The organism is Paenochrobactrum sp. BZR 201-1 (genome assembly GCF_044987585.2).
Lineage (GTDB): Bacteria > Pseudomonadota > Alphaproteobacteria > Rhizobiales > Rhizobiaceae > Paenochrobactrum > Paenochrobactrum pullorum.
Window position 1 is genome coordinate 80,353 of record NZ_JBJDRZ020000004.1, and the last position, 21,065, is coordinate 101,417.

Annotated in this window: 13 protein-coding genes and 1 riboswitch; of the genes, 9 read left to right on the forward strand and 4 right to left on the reverse strand. The window is 49.0% G+C overall.

The window, feature by feature from the left end; translation table 11 throughout:
* Nucleotides 1-9 precede the first annotated feature (9 nt).
* The 3 genes from ilvD to ACI0FR_RS02255 form a co-directional block, all read right to left on the reverse strand.
* The gene (gene ilvD / locus ACI0FR_RS02245) at nucleotides 10-1,845 is read right to left on the reverse strand and encodes a dihydroxy-acid dehydratase (RefSeq protein WP_404907250.1); all 1,836 of its coding nucleotides are present in this window, start codon (nucleotides 1,843-1,845) and stop codon (nucleotides 10-12) included.
* A 574-nt stretch (nucleotides 1,846-2,419) separates the two neighbouring features.
* Entirely contained in the window at nucleotides 2,420-2,782 is a 363-nt protein-coding gene (locus ACI0FR_RS02250; RefSeq protein WP_404907364.1) for a response regulator, read from the reverse strand.
* A gap of 169 nt (nucleotides 2,783-2,951) precedes the next feature.
* Nucleotides 2,952-3,188, reverse strand: coding sequence for an Lrp/AsnC ligand binding domain-containing protein (locus ACI0FR_RS02255; protein ID WP_184222405.1), 237 nt, complete (start codon nucleotides 3,186-3,188; stop codon nucleotides 2,952-2,954).
* A gap of 137 nt (nucleotides 3,189-3,325) precedes the next feature.
* A riboswitch (glycine riboswitch) is annotated at nucleotides 3,326-3,412 on the forward strand.
* 233 nt (nucleotides 3,413-3,645) lie between these two features.
* Between ACI0FR_RS02255 and ACI0FR_RS02260 the strand changes: the two genes are divergently transcribed.
* The 3 genes from ACI0FR_RS02260 to ACI0FR_RS02270 all read left to right on the forward strand — a co-directional run bounded on the left by ACI0FR_RS02260 (nucleotide 3,646) and on the right by ACI0FR_RS02270 (nucleotide 6,874).
* On the forward strand, nucleotides 3,646-4,908 hold the full coding sequence (locus ACI0FR_RS02260) for a D-amino acid dehydrogenase (RefSeq protein ID WP_374829055.1): 1,263 nt from the start codon (nucleotides 3,646-3,648) through the stop codon (nucleotides 4,906-4,908).
* Between the two features lie 616 nt (nucleotides 4,909-5,524).
* A complete protein-coding gene (locus ACI0FR_RS02265) occupies nucleotides 5,525-6,319 on the forward strand; it encodes a GGDEF domain-containing protein (protein ID WP_404907252.1) in 795 nt (264 codons plus the stop codon).
* Nucleotides 6,320-6,484: 165 nt separating this feature from the next.
* Entirely contained in the window at nucleotides 6,485-6,874 is a 390-nt protein-coding gene (locus ACI0FR_RS02270; RefSeq protein WP_374829057.1) for a DUF930 domain-containing protein, read from the forward strand.
* Between the two features lie 60 nt (nucleotides 6,875-6,934).
* Here the strand turns inward: ACI0FR_RS02270 and ACI0FR_RS02275 are convergent, their stop codons facing one another.
* Nucleotides 6,935-7,321, reverse strand: coding sequence for an MliC family protein (locus ACI0FR_RS02275; protein WP_404907254.1), 387 nt, complete (start codon nucleotides 7,319-7,321; stop codon nucleotides 6,935-6,937).
* 244 nt (nucleotides 7,322-7,565) lie between these two features.
* Between ACI0FR_RS02275 and ACI0FR_RS02280 the strand changes: the two genes are divergently transcribed.
* From ACI0FR_RS02280 to ACI0FR_RS02305, 6 genes are all read left to right on the forward strand, one after another.
* On the forward strand, nucleotides 7,566-7,961 hold the full coding sequence (locus ACI0FR_RS02280) for a hypothetical protein (RefSeq protein ID WP_404907256.1): 396 nt from the start codon (nucleotides 7,566-7,568) through the stop codon (nucleotides 7,959-7,961).
* Between the two features lie 215 nt (nucleotides 7,962-8,176).
* Nucleotides 8,177-9,205, forward strand: coding sequence for a sulfate ABC transporter substrate-binding protein (locus ACI0FR_RS02285; RefSeq protein ID WP_404907257.1), 1,029 nt, complete (start codon nucleotides 8,177-8,179; stop codon nucleotides 9,203-9,205).
* 52 nt (nucleotides 9,206-9,257) lie between these two features.
* Entirely contained in the window at nucleotides 9,258-10,121 is an 864-nt protein-coding gene (cysT, locus tag ACI0FR_RS02290) for a sulfate ABC transporter permease subunit CysT (RefSeq protein WP_374829061.1), read from the forward strand.
* A complete protein-coding gene (cysW, locus tag ACI0FR_RS02295) occupies nucleotides 10,105-10,983 on the forward strand; it encodes a sulfate ABC transporter permease subunit CysW (RefSeq protein ID WP_374829062.1) in 879 nt (292 codons plus the stop codon). Before cysT ends, cysW begins: the two co-directional genes overlap by 17 nt.
* Nucleotides 10,984-10,996: 13 nt before the next feature.
* Nucleotides 10,997-12,034 carry a sulfate/molybdate ABC transporter ATP-binding protein gene (locus tag ACI0FR_RS02300; protein WP_404907259.1) on the forward strand — a complete coding sequence of 346 codons (1,038 nt, stop codon included), beginning with the start codon at nucleotides 10,997-10,999 and terminating at the stop codon, nucleotides 12,032-12,034.
* Between the two features lie 388 nt (nucleotides 12,035-12,422).
* Nucleotides 12,423-21,020 (forward strand): GH36-type glycosyl hydrolase domain-containing protein, encoded by an 8,598-nt coding sequence (locus ACI0FR_RS02305; RefSeq protein ID WP_404907261.1) that lies wholly within the window; start codon nucleotides 12,423-12,425, stop codon nucleotides 21,018-21,020.
* Nucleotides 21,021-21,065: the final 45 nt, after the last annotated feature.

Below are 21,065 nucleotides of genomic sequence, written 5' to 3' on the forward strand. Positions count from 1 at the left end.
GGCTTGTTGTTATTCAGGAACAACACGCACAGCACCTTTAGCGGCACTTGTGGTCATGGCAGCATAGGCACGCAGCGCCGCACTGACTTTACGTTTGCGTTGCTCAACCGGTTTCCAGCCTTTTGCTTCCATCGCTGCGCGACGTTCTGCCAAAATGGCATCGGCCACATCCAGATGGATGATACGGTTTGGAATGTCGATATTGATGATATCGCCTTCTTCCACCAGACCAATGGTGCCGCCTTCAGCCGCTTCCGGTGAAACGTGACCGATAGAAAGACCGGAAGAACCACCTGAGAAGCGACCGTCAGTAACGAGCGCACAAGCCTTGCCCAGACCTTTCGACTTCAGATAGCTGGTTGGATAGAGCATTTCCTGCATACCCGGACCACCACGCGGGCCTTCATAACGGATGAGGACGATGTCGCCTTCTTTGATCTTGCCATTGAGAATGCCAAGAACTGCACTGTCCTGACTTTCAAAAATGCGGGCAGGGCCGGAGAAAGTCAAAATGCTGTCGTCAACACCGGCAGTTTTAACAATGCAACCGTCTTCTGCCAAGTTACCGTAAAGCACAGCCAAGCCACCATCTTGTGAGAAGGCGTGGGCTTTGTTGCGGATCACGCCCTTGTCGCGGTCGCTGTCAACGCTGTCAAAGCGGCGTGACTGGCTGAAGGCCACCTGTGTCGGTACGCCGCCTGGTGCTGCACGGAAGAAATCATGCACGCTTTCGTCATTGGTGCGTTTGATGTCCCATTTATCAAGCGCATCTTTCAAAGATTTGGCGTGAACGGAACCAACCGATGTATCGAGAAGACCGGCGCGATCCAATTCGCCCAAAATGCCCATGATGCCACCGGCGCGATGCACGTCTTCCATGTGGACATCAGGCACAGCAGGCGCAACTTTACACAAGACCGGCACATGGCGCGAAAGCTGGTCAATATGGCTCATATTGAAATCAAGCTCTGCTTCGTGCGCGGCTGCCAGCAAGTGCAGGACGGTGTTGGTCGAGCCACCCATCGCCACATCAAGGGTCATGGCGTTTTTGAAGGCTTCAAAATTGGCAATCTGGCGCGGCAGAACGGAATGGTCATCCTGTTCATAATAGCGGCGTGCCAGATCAACCACGAGACGGCCAGCTTCAAGAAACAGACGTTCACGGTCAGCGTGTGTTGCAAGCGTGGAGCCATTGCCCGGCAGCGAGAGGCCAAGTGCTTCAGTCAGGCAGTTCATCGAGTTAGCGGTAAACATGCCGGAGCAGGAGCCGCAGGTCGGGCAAGCGGAACGCTCGATAGTGGCAACTTGTTCGTCGGTGTAACTGTCGTCAGCCGCGGCCACCATGGCGTCAACCAGATCGAGGCTTTTTTCGATGTCATCCCAGACAACTTTACCCGCTTCCATCGGACCGCCGGAAACGAAAACAACAGGGATATTGAGGCGCAAGGAGGCCATCAGCATGCCAGGGGTGATCTTGTCACAATTGGAAATGCACACCATTGCATCGGCGCAATGGGCATTGACCATATATTCAACCGAGTCCGCGATGATTTCACGTGATGGCAGCGAATAAAGCATGCCGTCGTGCCCCATGGCGATACCGTCATCAACCGCAATGGTGTTGAATTCTTTAGCCACACCACCGGCGCGTTCAATCTCGCGTGCCACGAGCTGTCCCATATCTTTCAAATGGACGTGACCGGGCACGAACTGGGTAAAGGAGTTGACCACTGCGATAATTGGCTTGCCGAAATCCTCATCTTTCATGCCGGTGGCGCGCCAAAGGCCGCGAGCACCAGCCATATTACGGCCGTGGGTGGTAGTGCGCGAACGATAAGGAGGCATTCTAAGTCCTTCACGAATTCAAGTTAAATTGTCATATTATTTCAAAAATAATGTGACATTGGTTATAATATAAGGTGCTTATTGCAATTCTTCACCCCCGACTGCAAGAGCACGGGGTAAAAAGAATGCAATAATCTTGTTATTTTTATTACAGAACCGCCCGCAAGGGGCAAAGGACAAATTGCCCCAGCGAGAGGTTCGTTAATGTTCACAATCATGACTAAATGAAGCAAGTTTAGTATGGGGTGCTTCATTTGGCCTTAAAACGGACATGTCCGAAAAAGGCTCTGGTGTGACCAGATGTTTAAACTAAAATTGCAGTCATTCCAGAAGTGGTCATGCTGTGCATGCAACTTTCTGATCCGGTGGTGTGACCAAGGATAAGTCAATGCATAGGAAGGATGCGGGCTTATGCGGTCATCGGAAGAGAAAGATGTCGCGCTTCAAATATGCGCTGACTAAATATTGTTACCATATAAAATTTAAAATTTAAAGTGGTCTGACACATCTCAGCAGCGACACTCACTTTAAAGCTTTGTGTAGTATGTTCAACTGGCCTTTTGGCGCCAGGAATTTAAAAAGCATTCATCAAAGCGCGAGTCAAAACGGCATGTGGCATTGGTTTTTGAAAGAAAGAAAGGCTTGGATGCCGCTTGGTCATTTCTTTTGGCAGGCTGGCACTGCTATAAATGATGACAAAGATACCGTGGGCAAGAAGTCTTTCCAGTACCGGCGTAACATTGCCGTCACTTAAATTCATGTCTAATATCGCCGCATGGATAGTGTGGTGTTCAATAATATCCAGCGCATGTTGCACCGAACTGCAAGGCCCCAAGACTGTGCCATGCGCCTCTTCCACAGTTGCCGCAACATCCATGGCGGTTATCAACTCATCTTCAACAATAAGAATGTTCAAGTCCTGAAGCGTAACTGGCATATTTAGCCTGCCTGATTGAAAACCGGTTAATCCTTTTCCGACGTAGGCTGTATAATATGCCTTTAAAAGCATTTAACGACTGTCAATTTGTGCATTTAAAGGCAGTTTAGGTGTATTTTTTATTAAGATGCAATAATATTACAATATAATAATATTATGAACAAGTTATTTAAAAAGCGGTAAATGTCAGTGTTGTCAAAGATCTGACAATATCCGGAATATTGAGCACATTATCATTGATAAACTTACCTATATCATCTTCTTCTTTGATGTAGATTTTGATCAGCAGGTCGAACTCGCCGCTGGTAGAATAAAGCTCGGAAGCTATTTCACGGCGAAACAGTTCTTCTGCAACCTGATAGGTCTTGCCTGGGGTGCATTGCAGTTGTAAAAAAACGGGTTTCATATTGGGGCTCCGTTCGTTGGCGGTTGAGAGGTAATCCCATCTTTTACTGTAAAGTCATCGGATTACAATGTTATTTCAGCCTTTATTGATGTTGCTTGTTATCGTTAAAAGATTAGTTTATACATAGCCCGCTCGATTATGACTATCTGGAAGAGATCGGGAAACCCGACGCCGACGGAGCAACCACCCCGGAAACTCTCAGGCAAAAGGACCAATTAGTTAAAGAGCATCTGGAGAGCGGCTGAAGGTTTCGAGGGTTGAAAACCGCTAAGCCCACCGAAGGAGAAAGTCTTTTCGCCTTGTTGTCAAATCAGGGCAGAAACGCTGAGCACGGATGAATTAACATCCGGCCACGTGGAAAGGCCAAACTCTCAGGTTCCATGACAGATGGGGTTTCATGTCTTCTGGCTTTTACAGGTTCAGAGGATCGGGTGGAACATCTGTTTGTGGGATTAACATGTCACATATCGCAATTATTGGCGCCGGTATTACCGGTATTACGACGGCTTATGCACTTTTGAAACAAGGGCATGAGGTGACGGTTTTTGATCGTAACCGTTATGCCGCCATGGAAACATCTTTTGCCAATGGCGGTCAGCTTTCTGCATCCAATGCGGAAGTTTGGAACAATTGGGGCACAGTTCTTAAAGGTATCAAATGGATTTTGCGCAAAGATGCGCCTTTATTGATGAGCCCTAAACCTTCATGGCATAAATATTCATGGTTGACGGAATTTATGCTCAATATTCCGAAATATCAGAGCAATACCGTTGCAACGGCGAAGCTTGCAATTGAAGCGCGTCAGCATCTTTACCGTATCGCCGAAGAAGAAAACATCAATTTTGATCTGGAAAAACGCGGTATCCTCCATGTTTACCGGAACGAAGCAGGTTATCGCCATGCGGAAAAGGTCAATCAATTGCTGACTCAGGCCGGCCTTGATCGCAGAGCGGTCTCTCCGGAAGAAGCAAAGCAAATCGAACCGGCACTGACTGGCTCTTTATATGGCGGCTTTTTCACTCCGTCCGATGCGACCGGTGATATTCATAAATTTACGCGCGGCCTTGCAGATGCGGCAATGCGCAAAGGTCTGAAATTTATTGGTGATGCCGATGTTGAGAACCTGTCTCATACCGGCAATGGTATTGAAATCAGCTGGCGCAGCAATTCCTGCCCTGAAAAATCTGATCTGCAAAAAGCCCAATTTGATGCGGTTGTAATCTGTGCGGGCATTGGCAGCCGTCGTTTTGCCTCGATGCTGGGTGATCGGGTCAATATTTATCCGGTTAAAGGTTATTCAATCACCATTAATCTCGATACTGAACATTGCCAGCAGGCGGCACCTTGGGTGAGCCTGCTTGATGATGATGCAAAAATCGTCACCAGCCGTTTGGGGCTGACACGCTTGCGCGTTGCAGGTACGGCCGAATATAACGGTGATAATCGCGATATCCGTCATGATCGCATTCGGCCATTGGTGGAATGGAGCCGCAGCTTCTTCCCTGAAATGAGCACATCCAGCGTGGTGCCGTGGGCGGGATTGCGTCCGATGATGCCGGATATGATGCCCCGCGTCGGTGCGGGCAGCAAGCCGCGTGTTTTCTATAATACCGGTCACGGACATCTGGGTTGGACTTTGTCGGCCGTTACTGCTGAAATGATTACACAGCAAATTTGTGGAGCATTTCCGGCAGGCGAAAAAGAAAAGCAAGCCGCATAACGCCAGCAATATTTCATAATATTACGGTATTATCTTGAGATAAGGATTATCTTTTAAGATAAGAAATAAACTGGTTACAAACCAGACGCGTTGAGATATAATTTCTGTGCTTTCTCTTATGACTTTAGAAGAGAGAAAGCGCAGGGAATATTTAAATATAACAGTTTTTCCGGCCTGTTTCATCTCTGCCGATTTCAATAATAAGCTCGCAGCTGTTTGAAAGGCAGAGCCGCTAATGGGGAGGGCGAACTACGTTATGAAATTTGCATTGCCTGCAGTTTTATTGCTTGTTTCACTCTTTTTATGCAGCGTCTGGTCCTATTCGCGTGAGCGTAAATATCTTCTGATTTGTGCCGCAGGTTTCCTTTTAATTTCTCTTGCTGCCTGCATTCAAACGGTTGAAATTATCCCGTTTAAAGGCGGGAGTTCTGTCACAAGCGCTTTCTGTTATATTTTGGGAAGTCAGCTTATGACGGGCGGCGTGCTTTACCGCTCTGGAAAAACGATTAATCTTTTCGTTTATGTTTTGATACTTATGATAATAATCTGCGGAATTATCTATTTTTATTATTTTGATAACAATTTATTTGCGAGAATTTACTTGGTTAATTTTGGTATGGCTGCATTCTTTTTGATTGCGGTTTTCCGGTTGCGCAAACTGGTGTGGGGCACCAATGCAGACCGTATCTTGCTTGGTTGCTTGCTTTTGGTGGGGCTGCATTTCTTCCCGAAAGTATTAATGACGGATGATACCGTTCATAAGGTTATGCAGGTGGATGCATATTTAGATAGTTCTTATTGGGATATGACCTCCTTTTGGTCGGCCATTCTGGGGCTGGTATTTGGCGTAATTATCATTCTCTCGGTCGGGATGGAGGTTATCGCGCTTTTGACCCGTGACCGCGATACGGATGTGTTGACGGGTCTTTTGAACCGTCGTGGCTTGATGAATCGTTTGAGCGCAATTTCGGAAGAAAAACGTATCCGCGCCGATAGCATCATTATGTGCGATATTGATCATTTTAAAAATATTAATGACACTTACGGTCATGCAACGGGTGACAAAGTACTCAAGCAATTCGCATCTATTCTGTCAGGCTCCATAGGTACGCGCGATTTGGCTATTCGTCTGGGTGGTGAGGAATTTGTGCTGATTTTGCATCAAAAAAGCGTCGAGCAAGCTTATATTTTGATTGAAAGATTACGCAATGAAATCGAAGAGACTTTCTTCGATGGGCTTGAGGATACGCATATTCTGACCTGTAGTTTCGGTATTGCTAAATTGTATCATCATGAAGATATCTGGGCGGTGATCGAACGTGCTGACAAGAATTTATATAAGGCCAAAAATGGCGGTCGCAATAGAACTTATGCTGAAGATGCGAAAGTTCCTTTTAACTATTCTGCTTAAAAAAAGCCTTAATTTGCGCTTTCCTGTTTGCAAGCGTTAAATTCATTTTGCAATGTCTTGCACTATGGGCATTAAATTGCTTTTAATGCCTATTCGCTCCTTTTCCGTTCTTCTGACAGGCCGGATCATTAATATATTTTACGGATTTTGACTGAAAAGAGCCTGATGAAACTGCATGAATTTATAATTGTTGGCACTGTGTTTTTTGCAATGCCGGCAAATGCCATGACAGCGCTGGAAATTGCCCAGTTAAAAAAACTGGATCCTGCGACACGCCTTGAGCAACGCTGTGATGTGGAAGCAATGGAGGCGGTTGGTCGTTCAGAACCCGGCTTCAGCCCTGATAAAGTGCTGGCCTATGCTTTTGCTGAACCCAGCATTAAGCCGCAATCCATTGTGGCGAAAGGGGCTGCTTTGCGCAGTCGTAATCAATGGTACCGTCTCTCTTACACTTGTGAAACCGATACTGATCGGATGACGATTTTGTCGTTCAAATATAAATTGGGTGACATCGTCCCTCATGATCAATGGGACGCCCATTATCTGGTGCCATGAAAATTAAAAAAACCGCCTGGAATGCATATTCAGGCGGCTTTTTCATTTGGAGGTGATGGATTAATTTTCGTCTTCGCTCAGATCATCGGCACGGCATTCTTTCAGCAGGATTTGTTCTTCAGCGGTATGGTCTGCTTCAAGGAATGATAGCACGGCTTCGCCGGCTTTTTCATGCCAGCGATAGCTGTCCTGTTCGTCGATTGCTATATAAAGCGCGCCGCTTCCGCTTGGTGCATTGGTCATGGAAACTTGCTTGCCGTCAACATTGAGAACTGCAAAAGATGTTCCTGCGGCTGTGTTGATATAGGTGACGGGAATGACGATGTTGCGTTCACAATAATAGTCAACTTTTTGGATCGTATCGCCGCCGGCAGGTTGTGCCATTGTGACACCAGCTTGTAAGATCAGGCCGGCGCCCATCGTCAACAAGGCAATTGATTTCATCATCTAAACTCCGTTCATAACCATCTTATTTTATGATAGATTGATGGCATGAATTAGGAAAGATGAAAACATAAATAATAATCTGCATGAGCGACTGCAGGCTCTGACTTTTTTATGCCGCGAATAAGCGTTAAAAGAGCACACGAAAAAGTGATCTTTTATGGTGCATAGCTGTTGAATGGCAGTAACGTGGGTAAGGTCATAAACGATTATTCTGTCTGGTATCATTTTTAAATACAGAGAAAAAATGTCGAAATTAGCAGGTTTTAGCCTTGTGTTAGTTCTGGTTTCCGGTTGTGCAGGCGTTGATTATACGCAAAAAAACTATGCCGGTTTACCAGCCATCGACTATAAAACCGATGATGGCCGCAGCTATCGCATTGTTGAAAATCGCGAACAGAAGAAAATTCTGATTGGCCCTTCGATCGATCCTTCTGCATCCCGTGGGTTTGTGAAAGGTTTGGCGCTGGGAAGTGGCATAGATCCGGTTTCACCGGTGGTGGTGCGTGATGCAGCCGAAGCTTATTTGAATTCATCCAACCGGCGTTGCGAGAGCCGTGACGTTACAATGATCGTCGATCCTTATTATGAAGTGCGCTATATTTGCGGCTTCGCTGTGACACGGCGCAATCGTGGTTTTTAAGCCAGTGTAAAAACGGGGGTGTTTTTTTTGTATAGATGCAGGGCAGCAGGCCTGCTACATTAAGCAGGTTGAGCAAGCGTCTTGGAAATCTATTTTCCGTGAAGTGCGGGTAGAGGTTATATTTTCTGCGATCACGCTATTTCAGGTGGTGTTCATAAGTTTTCTTTGCCTCACATTTTGCTAGGCTGAACATTGTTAACCAGATGGAGGCATGCATGAACAAGACTTTTGTGAGAGTGTTGGCGGGTGCTTTTCTGGCGAGTGCTGCGATGGGAGCAGCAACAGGGGTAGTGGCCGCACAGCAAGTGCTGCTGAATGTGTCTTATGATCCGACGCGCGAGCTGTATAAGGATTATAACACAGCATTTGCAAAACATTGGAAAGCGGAAACCGGTGAAACGATCACAATCCGCACATCGCATGGCGGATCGGGCGCACAGGCGCGTTCTGTCATTGATGGTATTGATGCCGATGTGGTAACGCTGGCGTTACAAAGCGATATTGATGCTATTGTTGAACGAACGGGCAAAATTGCTGAAGATTGGCGGACAAAATTGCCGAAAAATTCAGCCCCCTATACATCTACAATCGTGTTTTTGACCCGTAAGGGCAATCCTAAAAATATTACAAGCTGGGCAGATCTGACCAAAGACGGTGTCGAGGTGATTACGCCCAACCCGAAAACATCGGGTGGTGCGCGCTGGAATTATCTGGCTGCATGGGGATGGGCACATCAGCAATTTAATGGCGATGAAGAGAAGATCAAAGGCTATCTCTCTGAACTTTTCCGCCATGTACCGGTATTGGATACGGGAGCGCGCGGCTCGACCACCACTTTCGTGCAGCGCCAATTAGGTGATGTGCTGCTGGCATGGGAAAATGAAGCCTATTTGTCGGTGGCCGAATTTGGCGACGATGCCTTTGATATTGTTGTGCCGGAGGTTTCCATTCTGGCAGAACCGCCAGTTGCTGTGGTGGATAAAAATGTGGATAGCAAGGGTACTCGTAAATTAGCGGAAAGCTACTTGCAGTATCTGTATTCACCTGAGGGTCAAGCGATAGCTTCCAAGCATTATTATCGTCCGTCTTTGCCGGAGCTGGTACCTGAAGGTCAGTTGAAGCCGTTACCGGATGTGAAATTGCTGACAATTGACGATCCGATTTTCGGTGGTTGGAAAAAAGCACAGCCTTATCATTTTGGTGATGGCGGTACTTTTGACCAGATTTACAAGCCGGGCAGATGATCTTGTTTGGTTTCGTGAACATAACTGCTCTCAAAACCAAAGGGTGTGATTGATGTCATCAGGGCTCACGCGACCGGGTGGTTTTAACTTTCGTCAACCGAGTGTGTTGCCTGGTTTCAGGCTCACATTTGGTTTGAGTGTTACCTATCTGACCCTGTTGATTCTCATTCCGCTGGCTGTATTGGTTCTTTATGCCAGTGGCTTGGGGTGGGCCGGGTTTTGGCGTATCGCTATGGATCAGCGCACTCTTTATGCGCTGCAAACAAGCTTTGGCACGGCTTTTGTGGCCGCGCTCATCAATGTGGTGTTCGGCGTGTTGGTGGCATGGGTTTTGGTGCGTTACCGCTTTCCGGGACGACGTCTCGTGGATGCAATTGTTGATTTGCCCTTTGCATTGCCGACAGCAGTGGCAGGGATAGCTCTCACTGCTATTTATGCGCCCAATGGCTGGATCGGCAGTATCTTGATGCAATTCAACACGCGGGTGGCTTTCACCAAAGCCGGTATTGTGATTGCGCTGGTTTTCATCGGTCTGCCTTTTATTGTGCGCACCGTTCAGCCGATTATGGAAGAGATCAGCCGCGAGGTTGAGGAAGCGGCGGCAACTCTTGGTGCCAGTCGTTTCCAAACCATTTGGCGGGTGTTGCTGCCGGGGTTGCAACCAGCAATTCTGACCGGTTTCGCGCTGGCTTTCGCCCGTGGTGTCGGTGAATATGGATCGGTGATTTTTATTGCCGGCAATACGCCTTATGTGTCGGAAATTGCACCTTTGCTGATCGTTATCAAGCTGGAAGAGTTTGATTATCGCGGCGCAGCAGCTATCGGCACCATCATGCTGTTCTTGTCATTTTTGATGTTGTTTATCATCAATCTTTTGCAAAGCTGGAGCAGGAGGAAATATGGCTATCAAAATTGATCAGCGCACTCTGCCTGCCGATGATCATGCGGTGAGCGAACAAGGCTGGGTACGCTTTAGTCTGATCGCGATTGCAATGTTGTTCTTGAGCTTGGTGCTGATTTTACCGGTACTGACGGTCTTCATCGAAGCATTCCGCAAAGGTGTAACGCATTATTTTGATGCTTTTATAGAGCCCGATGCAATTGCGGCCATCCGCCTGACTTTGCTTGTGGCGGCTATTTCCGTGCCGGTTAATCTGTTTTTTGGTGTGGCTGGCGCATGGGCGATTGCTAAATTCGAGTTCAAGGGCAAAGCTTTTTTGACCACTTTGATCGATCTGCCTTTTTCGGTGTCTCCTGTGATTTCAGGTCTGGTTTTTGTGTTGTTGTTTTCCAGCCAAAGTCTGTTGGGGCCGTGGCTGAAATCCTATAATATCGACATTCTTTTTGCGGTTCCCGGTATCGTACTGGCAACTTTGTTTGTCACTTTCCCCTTTGTTGCACGTGAGTTGATACCTTTGATGCAAGAACAGGGCACAGGTGATGAAGAAGCGGCCTTGTCGCTTGGTGCCAGCGGCTGGCAGACCTTCTGGTATGTGACTTTACCGAATATCAAATGGGGGCTGCTCTACGGTGTTTTGCTGTGCAATGCGCGTGCAATGGGCGAGTTCGGGGCAGTTTCTGTTGTCTCCGGCCATATTCGCGGGTTGACCAACACCATGCCGCTGCATGTGGAAATTCTCTATAATGAATATAATTTTGTCGGCGCTTTTGCGGTGGCATCGCTGCTGACCTTGCTGGCGCTTTTAACGCTGGCGCTGAAAGCGCTTTTGGAAATGCGCTATAGCGCAGAACTTGCAAGCAATGGCGGCAGGCATTGAGGGGTCGTATTTAATGGATGTTCGCGTTGTTGATGTGAAGAAGCAGTTTGGCCAGTTTCCGGCTTTGCATAATGTTTCATTGGATATCAATTCAGGCGAGTTAATCGCTTTGCTTGGGCCTTCAGGCTCGGGGAAAACTACTTTGTTGCGGCTGATTGCAGGGCTTGAAACTCCCTCTGAAGGCGCCATTTTCTTTGGCGATGAAGATGCCTCTGCCAAAACCGTGCAGGAGCGTAATGTCGGCTTTGTGTTTCAGCATTATGCACTGTTCCGGCATATGACTGTGGCTGATAATATTGGTTTTGGTCTTAAAGTGCGCCCGCGGGGGTCGCGTGAAACAAATGCGGAAATTCGCCGCCGTACTTTGCAGCTTTTGGATTTTGTCCAGCTGAAAGGGCTTGAAGATCGCTATCCGTCGCAGCTTTCCGGTGGTCAGCGTCAGCGGGTAGCGCTTGCCCGCGCTATGGCGATTGAACCAAAACTCTTGTTGCTGGATGAGCCATTCGGTGCATTGGATGCGCAGGTGCGTAAAGAATTGCGCAAATGGCTGCGCGAAATTCACGAAAAGACCGGCCATACGACAGTTTTTGTCACCCATGATCAGGATGAAGCGCTGGAACTGGCCGATCGCGTGGTGGTGATGAGCCAAGGCAAGATTGAACAGGTTGGTACACCTGATGAGGTTTATGATCACCCGAATTCACCTTTCACTTATGGTTTTGTCGGTGAATCCAATCATCTGACTGTCGAAGTCAGGGATGGTGAAATTTTTATTCAAAATGCTCCAAGCGGTTTGAAGGCGGACGGCTTTCCTGAGCGCCAAGGGTTGCTTTATTTCCGACCGCATGATGTTGTGGTGGTAGGTGCTGATGAAGATGGCATTGACGGTGTGATTTTAAGCAGTCGCCGTTCTGGTAGCAGGCGTCGTGTGGAGCTGAATATTGATGAAGGCAATGCATCGGTAGAAATTGAAGTGCCGGCCAATTTGCCTGAGCCTGAAGGGGCAAGTTTGAAATTCCGCCCGCATCATTGGTCGTTGTTTTTAGGCTAAGTCGTGCTCTTGGGCAGCTTTGCTCGAATTATTTGTATTTTAAGCGCTTTTTATAACACAAGATTAAAAACCGGAACGAAAAGTGCATTGAGAATTGGCCAAATTGCGTCACAGCAATAAGCTCTGACGCAATTTGGCCTAATCTTGTTCGCAGACACGGAACTATTCGTGTTTTACTTCGTTATCTTCCAATTAAGAGGGGTTTCAATTCTCTGTCTGGTATTGATTAAGGATGCTTTTGGTTTTCGGACATGCAGCTGCATCGGTACCGCTTGTGACGTGTAACTCTCTCAACTTTTAGATCCACCGCATATTGATTTTGAAAAATCCTTCCAAGCTTTTCTCAATATGCATCTGATGATTTCTACCTGAAAGGCTGCCAAGGCATATGCCCAAATTGTCTTCTTCGCTGTCTTCGATGTTTTCTTCCAACGATCAGATGATCCTGCCCCCTGAACAGCCCGCACCGGTGCGGTTAAATTATAAAACACCGGAAGAATTGCAGCAGATCGCAGCCTCTGTGGCACGCGGCGAAGCGCTGGCTTTATCGGGTTATGAGCAGTTCGCTTTTGACAAAAGATTATCAGAAAACGCAAAATTTATTCTGCATGCCTATCGCTCGTCAGATGCGGCAGCACGTGCGGGTGAAACCATTACACCTGCCGCACAGTGGCTGCTTGATAACCATTATTTGATCGATAAAAATATCCAGCAGGTGCGCCGTGATTTACCGCCGCGCTTTATGCGACAGTTGCCGGTCTATCCGTCAATGCCGGATATGCCGCGTATTTTTGCGCTCGCTTGGCTTTATGTCGGCCATATCGACAGTAACTTTTCACTGAAAACACTGACTGCGCTGGTGCAGGGTTTTCAAACTGTAGAGCCGTTGCGTATCGGGGAGCTTTGGGCGCTTCCTTCCGCCATCCGTTATGTGCTGATTGAAAATGCACGCCGACTTGCGCTGCGTGTCGAGCGCGCGCGCAATATGCGCAATCTTGCCAACCGTGCAGCTGATGAAATCATTGTCGTTAAAAATGATGATGAACTGAACGCTGTATTGGCACATATTCAGCCGGTGGTAGCCGACAGCACCTTCACCACTCATTTGCTGTATCGCTTGCGCAGTGCACCAACCGATACGGGGCCTTCCACGTCATGGCTTGAAGCCGAATTGAAGCGTGTTGGTACCGATAGCGAAGATGCCATTGTCGAAGAACATGCCCGTCAGTCCAGCGGTGGCGTAACGATGGGTAATCTTATTCGCAGCCTCAAAGCGATTGACGATATTGATTGGCCGTCATGGTTTGAAACAGTCAGTGTTGTTGATGCGATTTTGCGTGAGAAATGCGATTTCGAGCGATTGGATTTCCGCTCACGCAATGCTTATCGTGTGACCATTGAAAAGTTGGCACGTCGCTCTAAAATGAGCGAGGTGGAAATCACCCATGCTGCATTGAGATTGGCGGAAGATGGTGAAGCGGCAGAGGCTGCCGGTCATGATGCTGCCAAAGGTACAGGTGCGATCGCCTATTATTTAGCTGGTGACGGACGAAAAAAGCTGGAGGAAATCTGCAGCTATAATATTCCTTTTTCTGTGCGTTTTGAACGGTTTTATCGTGGTCTCGGTCTTTGGGGCTTGTTCCTGCCGACAGCAATTCTCACCGGGTTGCTTTTATGGCTCGTGGAATATTGCATGAGCCGTCTGGGGTTGCCGGGCGAGTTGCAGTTTTTGTTTGTCATATTGGCATTGTTTCCGGCGATGGAAGCGAGTTATTCGCTGGTTAACTCTTTGGTTCCGTGGTTTTTACAGCCAACACGCTTGATCGGTTATGAATATAAAGATGGCTTGCCGGAAGAAGCGCGCACTTTGGTGGCTGTTCCGACGCTGATCAATTCACGCGATACTGTTGATGAGCAGATCCGTAATTTGGAAGTGCATTATCTGACCAATCCGCGCGGTGAGGTATATTTTGCACTGGTCAGTGATTGGCTGGATGCAGAGGTTGAAGTTACACCTGCGGATATGGAAATTTATGACTATGCGCAGCAAGAAATTGCCCGTTTGAACGTGCAATATGGTGCAATTGATGCACCGCGCTTCTTTGTTTTACATCGCCGTCGTTTATATAATAACAAGCAAGGTTGCTGGATGGGATGGGAGCGCAAGCGCGGCAAACTGCATGAGCTCAATCTGCTCTTGCGCGGTGATCGCGATACGAGCTTCTTCCCGCCGGATGAAAAACTGCCGGCCGGTATTCGCTTTGTAATGACATTGGATGCTGATACGCGTCTGACACCGGAAGCGGTGACCTATCTTGCCGGTAAAATGAGCCATCCGCTCAATTGTCCGGTCATTGATCCGGAAACACGTCGTGTGGTGCGCGGTTACGGCATTATGCAACCGCGCGTGACACCATCCCTGACCACCGGTGACGATGCCTCTTTCCTGCAGCGCGTTTTCTCTGCCAATCGTGGTATTGATCCTTATGTGTTTGCGGTCTCCGACACTTATCAGGATTTGCTGGGTGAGGGCACCTTTACCGGTAAAGGCCTTTATGACATCGACGCTTTTGAAGCGGTGATGAAAGACCGGATAAAAGAAAACACTATTCTCAGCCATGATCTACTCGAAGGTGGCTATGCCCGTGCAGCGCTGGTCAGCGATGTGGAAGTGGTGGAAGATTACCCGACCGGCTATAATGTTGACGTGTCGCGCCACCATCGCTGGGCGCGTGGTGACTGGCAGTTGCTGCCTTATCTCTTCTCAATGAAAAGCGGTATCAATGCGATCACCCGCTGGAAGATGGTGGATAATTTACGTCGTTCGCTCAATCCGGTTTTGTGGCTTCTGGCTTCCGTCTCGGGTTGGGTCGTGCTGCCGGTCGGCGCTGCTGCTGTTTGGCAGTTCTTTCTGCTGTTGTCGATTTTTATCGCACCGACTTTTTCCATCGTTACCAATCTCATTCCGGTCAGTATGGATTATTCTTTGAAAGGCCATGCGCAATCCATTCTGACCGACATCGGCCTAGGTACTGCGGATGTAGCATTGCGCACATCCTTCCTTGCTCATTCGGCATTCTTGATGGCTGATGCGATTATCCGCACGCTTTATCGTTTGTTTGTGTCAAAACGTGATTTGCTGGAATGGCACACCGCCGCTCAGGCGAAATCTTCACCCGATACATTGTCTTATTATGCATGGCTGATGTGGCCGGCTATGGCGATTGCTGTTGTGGCTCTGCTCGCTCCTTTATCGGTGGGCACGAAATCCTTGCTTATTGCGCTGCCATTTTTTGTGGTTTGGTTTGCTTCGCCGCTGATTGCATGGCTGGTCAGCCGTTCGGCCAAACCGCAAGATACATTGGAAGTGCGTTCCTCGGATAAAGGGGATTTACGCCGCTTTGCCCGTCGGACTTGGCGCTTCTTTGATGAATTTGCCAATGCAGATAACAATCATCTGCCACCGGATAATTTTCAGGAAGATCCGGCGCCTTTGGTGGCACAACGTACATCGCCAACCAATATCGGTGTTTATGTGTTGTCCGTCGTGGCGGCGCGTGATTTCGGCTGGATCGGCTTTGACGAGACGATCAGACGTTTGTCTGCAACCGTCGATACTTTGGAAAAAATGGAGAAATATCAAGGCCATCTTTATAACTGGTATGAGACCGATACGCTTAATCCATTGCAGCCACTTTATGTGTCGGCAGTGGATAGCGGCAATCTCGCCGGTCATCTGGTCACCCTTTCATCCGCTTTGGAAGAATGGTCAGAAGCACCTTCGGTCTATTTGCAGGCCGATCTTAATGGTCTTCTGGACGTCAACGACGTGCTGGAGCAGGAAATTGTCAAAATTCCTGATGACAGACGTATATTGCGCCCATTGCGCCGACGTTTGGAAGAGCGCATTGCCAATTTCCGCCGTGCAGTGCAGACGATCAAGAAAGAACCGGAAACCGCTTCTTTCCGTACCATCAATCTGTCGCTTTTTGCCAATGATATTCATCGTCTGATGACAGAGCTTGATACGGAGGTGGAAACACTGCAGAGCGCTGAGGCCAAATATTGGGCACAGGTTTTAATCAAAACCTGTAAGGCGCACACTGATGATGCGATCGGTGAACATAATACCGATAGTTTACGTCAAATATTGAGTGATCTTTCCACCCGTTCGCGCCAGCTTGCCTTTGATATGCAGTTCGGTTTCCTTGAGCGTAAAGAACGCCGCTTGCTGTCGATTGGTTTCCGCGTGCAGGAAAACGAGCTGGATGAAAGCTGCTACGATCTGCTTGCATCCGAAGCGCGTCTTGCCAGTCTCTTTGCCATTGCCAAGGGCGATGTTCCGGTGGAGCATTGGTTCCGCTTAGGCCGTCTGCTGGTGCCAGTCGGCTGGAAAGGCGCCTTGCTTTCCTGGTCGGGCTCGATGTTTGAATATCTGATGCCGCCTTTGGTGATGTCAGAACCGCTCGGCTCGATGCTTGATCAAACCAACAAGCTGGTAGTGCAGCGCCAGATTGAATATGCCACCTCGCGCGGACTTCCTTGGGGTATCTCGGAGGCAGCCTTCAATGCCCGTGATGCGCATATGAATTATCAATATTCAAACTTTGGTGTGCCGACACTGGGCTTACAACGCGGCCTGTCGCGCAATGCGGTGATTGCCCCTTATGCTAGCTTATTGGCTTCGCAATATCAGCCTGCAGCTGCGGTGCAAAATCTCAAGCGTTTGGACAAACTTGGTGCGCTTGGCCGCTATGGTTTCTATGATTCCGTTGACTTCACCCCTTCGCGTGTGCGTGAAGGTCAGGAATACGCAGTAGTGCAAAACTATTATGCCCACCATCACGGCATGGCGATTATCGCGGTCAATAATGTGATTTTTGAAGGTCGTATGCGCGAGCGTTTCCATAGTGATCCGGTGATTGAAGCGGCCGAATTGCTGTTGCAGGAAAAAGCGCCGCGCGAAATTCCGATGGTTTATGCCAAGACAGAAAACCCGATGCGTGTGGATGCCGGTGGTTTTGATGATGCGCCGATGCGGATTATTGAAAAACCACTCAAAGCTCCGCGCAGCACACACCTGATGTCCAATGGTCAATATTCGCTGATGCTCACCGCCAATGGTTCGGGCTATAGCCGTTGGCATAATCTGATGGTGACGCGTTTCCAGCCGGATGCATCGGAGGATATGCAGGGCACATTCATTTTCCTTAAAGATGTGGAAAGTGGTGCATGGTGGTCTGCCACCGGTGAGCCGACACGCTCGACCCATGAGCTCGCCAAGACGGTCTTTACCGAGGACAAGGCCGAGTTTTATAAAACGGCCGGTGATATCAAAACCGTTGTGGAAGTGATTGTCACCTCTGAAACTGACGGTGAAGGCCGCCGCATTGATATCATCAATACCAGCTCGCGAGACCGTGTGCTGGATGTGACATCTTATGCGGAATTGGTGCTGAACACTGAAGATAATGATACGGCGCATCCGGCTTTTGCAAAAATGTTCGTGGAGACGGAAATCGCCGGTAACGGCACGACCATTTATGCGAGCCGTCGCAAACGTGCACCATCCGATCCGGATATGCATGTGGCGCATTTCGTCACCGATATGTCGGGTGCGGCGCGTGAAGTGGAAGCTGAAACCGACCGTCGCGCCTTTATTGGCCGTGGCCGTAATTTACGCAATCCGGCAGCTTTTGATGTGGGCTCGCATCTGACAGGTTCGCAGGGCTGTGTGCTTGATCCGATCGCATCGGTGCGCACGAGGGTGCGTGTACCGGCGCATAAAAAAGTCAGCCTTGTCTTCTGGACATTGGCTGCCGAAACACGTGCCTCTCTGGAAGAAGCTGTCGCACAGCACAATTTCTCCGAAAGCTTTGTGCGTGAATATTCGCTCTCATGGACACGTTCGCAGGTACAGCTCTATCATATCGGCATGAAATCTGCAGAAGCCGTCGAGTGCCAAAAGATTGCATCTTATCTGACCTATCCGGATCGTACTTTACGTCAGCCGCCGGAAACCATCGCTTCGGGCCTTGGCAAACAATCAGACTTGTGGCCGGCATCGATTTCTGGTGACTACCCGATTTTTGCGCTCAGAATTGACAATGAAGCTGATCTCGATGTGCTGCGTGGTCTATTGAAAGCGCACGAATATTGGCTAAGCAAAGGCTTGATTGTTGATGTGGTGGTAGTCAATGAGCGTGCCTTCTCTTACGCTCAGGATACCCAGCGCGCGATTGACTGGATTTTGGAAGGTTTCCGCGCGCGCAGCCATGAAATGCGGGCACATATTTTCTCGGTTCGCCGCGATCAGATGAGTGTGGAAACATACAATACTTTGCTGGCATCGGCTCGCATTGTGATGCACGCGCAAAATGGTTCGCTGGCGGAGCAATTGCGCCGTAGTGATGAATTGTCGGGCGATTTGGCTGCTTTACGTGACGCTAAGCCGTTAAAAGTGTCCGAGACAGCCGGACTGGCAGTCATCGGTTATGGTGAAAAAGAAGAAGCGGCCGCCGATAAAGATAGCAGCAAAAAAGCTCCCGCACTGCCAATTCCTGCACCGCGCCAGACCTATCCGGCACCGGATGGAAGTGATTTATCCTTCTGGAACGGCTATGGCGGCTTTGACAGTGAGGGCGCTTATGTCGTGCGTCTCAACGGTCATATGGTGACACCGCATCCGTGGATTAACGTCATCGCCAATCCGGATTTTGGTTTCCATGTCTCAGTGGAAGGGGCAGGCTTTACTTGGGCCGGCAACAGCCGCGATTATCAGCTGACCCCTTGGGCGAATGATCCCGTTACTAACCGCAGTGGAGAGGCAATCTATCTGGTTGATCTGGAGAGCGGCAAAAGCTTTGCGCCAACGGCTGGTGTGGTGCGTGATGCGGCAGTCACTTATCAGGCGCGTCACGGGCATGGTTTCAGCACATTCTCGGCAAACCACGGCGATGTGGCGCTGGAACTGACCCATATTGTTGATCCGGAAAGACCGGTGCGCTTATCACGTCTGACTGTTACGAATAAGGGCAAGGGCAAACGTCATTTGCGTAGCTATGCCTATGCCGAATGGGTGCTTGGCAATAAACGCGCCAAAAATGCGCCGTTTATTGTGCCGTCTTACCGGCCAGATTTGCATGCTCTTCTGGCACGCAATCCTTATCACACTGACCGCTCAAAGCAGGTTGCGTTTTTCGCCATGTCGCAAAAGCCGCAATCCGTCACCTCCGACCGTTCCGAATTTATCGGCCATACCGGTTCGGTGGAAATGCCGGATGCCGTGATGAAAGCGCAGGCACTTTCCAATATTGTTGAAGCCGGGCGCGATCCTTGTGCCGCTTTAGCTTTTAATTTTGAATTGAAAGCCGGCGAGACCAAAGAAATCATCTTCTATCTTGGTGACGAGAAAGATGAGGCATCGGCAAGCGCATTGCTTGAAGATATCAGGGGCGTTGATTTTGACGCCGCATTGCAAGCTTGCCGCAACCAATGGAAAGAATTCTTTAAACCGGTACAGGTCAAAACGCCTGATCAGTCCTTTGACGTGATGGTCAATGGTTGGCTGCCATATCAAAGCCTAGCCTGCCGTATCTGGGCACGTGCTGCTTTCTATCAGGCCAGTGGTGCCTTTGGTTTCCGTGATCAGTTGCAAGATAGCCTGTCGCTGTTGCTGCTTGACCCAAGCTTGGCACGTACGCAGTTGATCAATGTTGCATCGCGTCAATTTGAAGAAGGTGACGTGCAGCATTGGTGGCTACCGGAAACGGGTGCAGGCGTCAGAACATTGATTTCCGATGATGTCGTCTGGCTAGGTTATGCAGCGTCGCTTTATGTGGAAACCACCGGCGATACGGCTGTGTTGGATGAACAGATACCTTTCTTAAAAGGGGCGGTGCTTGAAGAAGGCCAGCATGATGCCTTCTATCAGCCGGAAATCACCGAGCACACGGTGAGTGTCTATGAACATTGTGCCTTGGCGCTTGATCTTGCCATCAAACGCACCGGCCAGCATGGTTTGCCATTGATGTTGGGGGGCGACTGGAATGACGGCATGAACCTTGTCGGCGTTGAAGGGCGTGGCGAAAGCGTCTGGCTTGGCTGGTTCTTGAGCTATACACTCAAACAAATGCTGCCGATTGCCCAAAGCCGTAACGACCAAATTCGTGTGAAAGAGTGGGGTGCACATCTGGAAAGCCTCGCACAAGCCTTGGAGCGTGATGGCTGGGACGGTGCATGGTATCGCCGTGGCTTCTACGACAATGGCGCTTTGCTTGGCTCGAAAGAGAGTGACGAATGCTCGATTGATGCGATCGCGCAATCATGGGGCGTTTTGTCGGGCACGGCTTCTGATGAACGTGCAGAACAGGCAATGCAATCGCTGCATGAGCATCTGTTGGATGGTGAGGGCGGGTTGCTACGTCTCTTTACGCCGCCATTTAACAAGACCGAGCAACAGCCGGGTTATATTAAAGGCTATCCGCCGGGTGTGCGTGAAAATGGCGGCCAATATACTCATGGTGCGACATGGGCCATTCTGGCACTGACCAAAATGGGTAAGGCTAAAGAAGCCTATCAGCTGTTCTCGATGATCAATCCGGTCAATCACGGGGCAGAACCTGAGACCTACCGCGTCGAGCCTTATGTAATTGCCGCTGATATTTACTCGGTGGAGCCGCGACGCGGACAGGGCGGCTGGACATGGTATACAGGCTCCGCCGGTTGGTTCTTCCGTGTTGCTACAGAAGGCATTTTGGGGCTTAAACGCCGTGGTGATCAGCTCTTTATCGAGCCTTGTTTGCCACCGGAATGGGATGGTTTTGAAGCCGATCTGCACTTTGGCAAAGCGCATTATCATGTGGTGGTGAAACGCGGTGCCAAGGCGCGAACAGTAATGGTTGACGGTAAAAAACTAGCCCAATCCATGGAAAGCATCACGATTGCTGAAGATGGCAACCATGAAATTTTGCTTGAGCTTCTGTAATTAAGCTGAAATGATTGAAAAGGCGGGTAGTATCCCGCCTTTTTT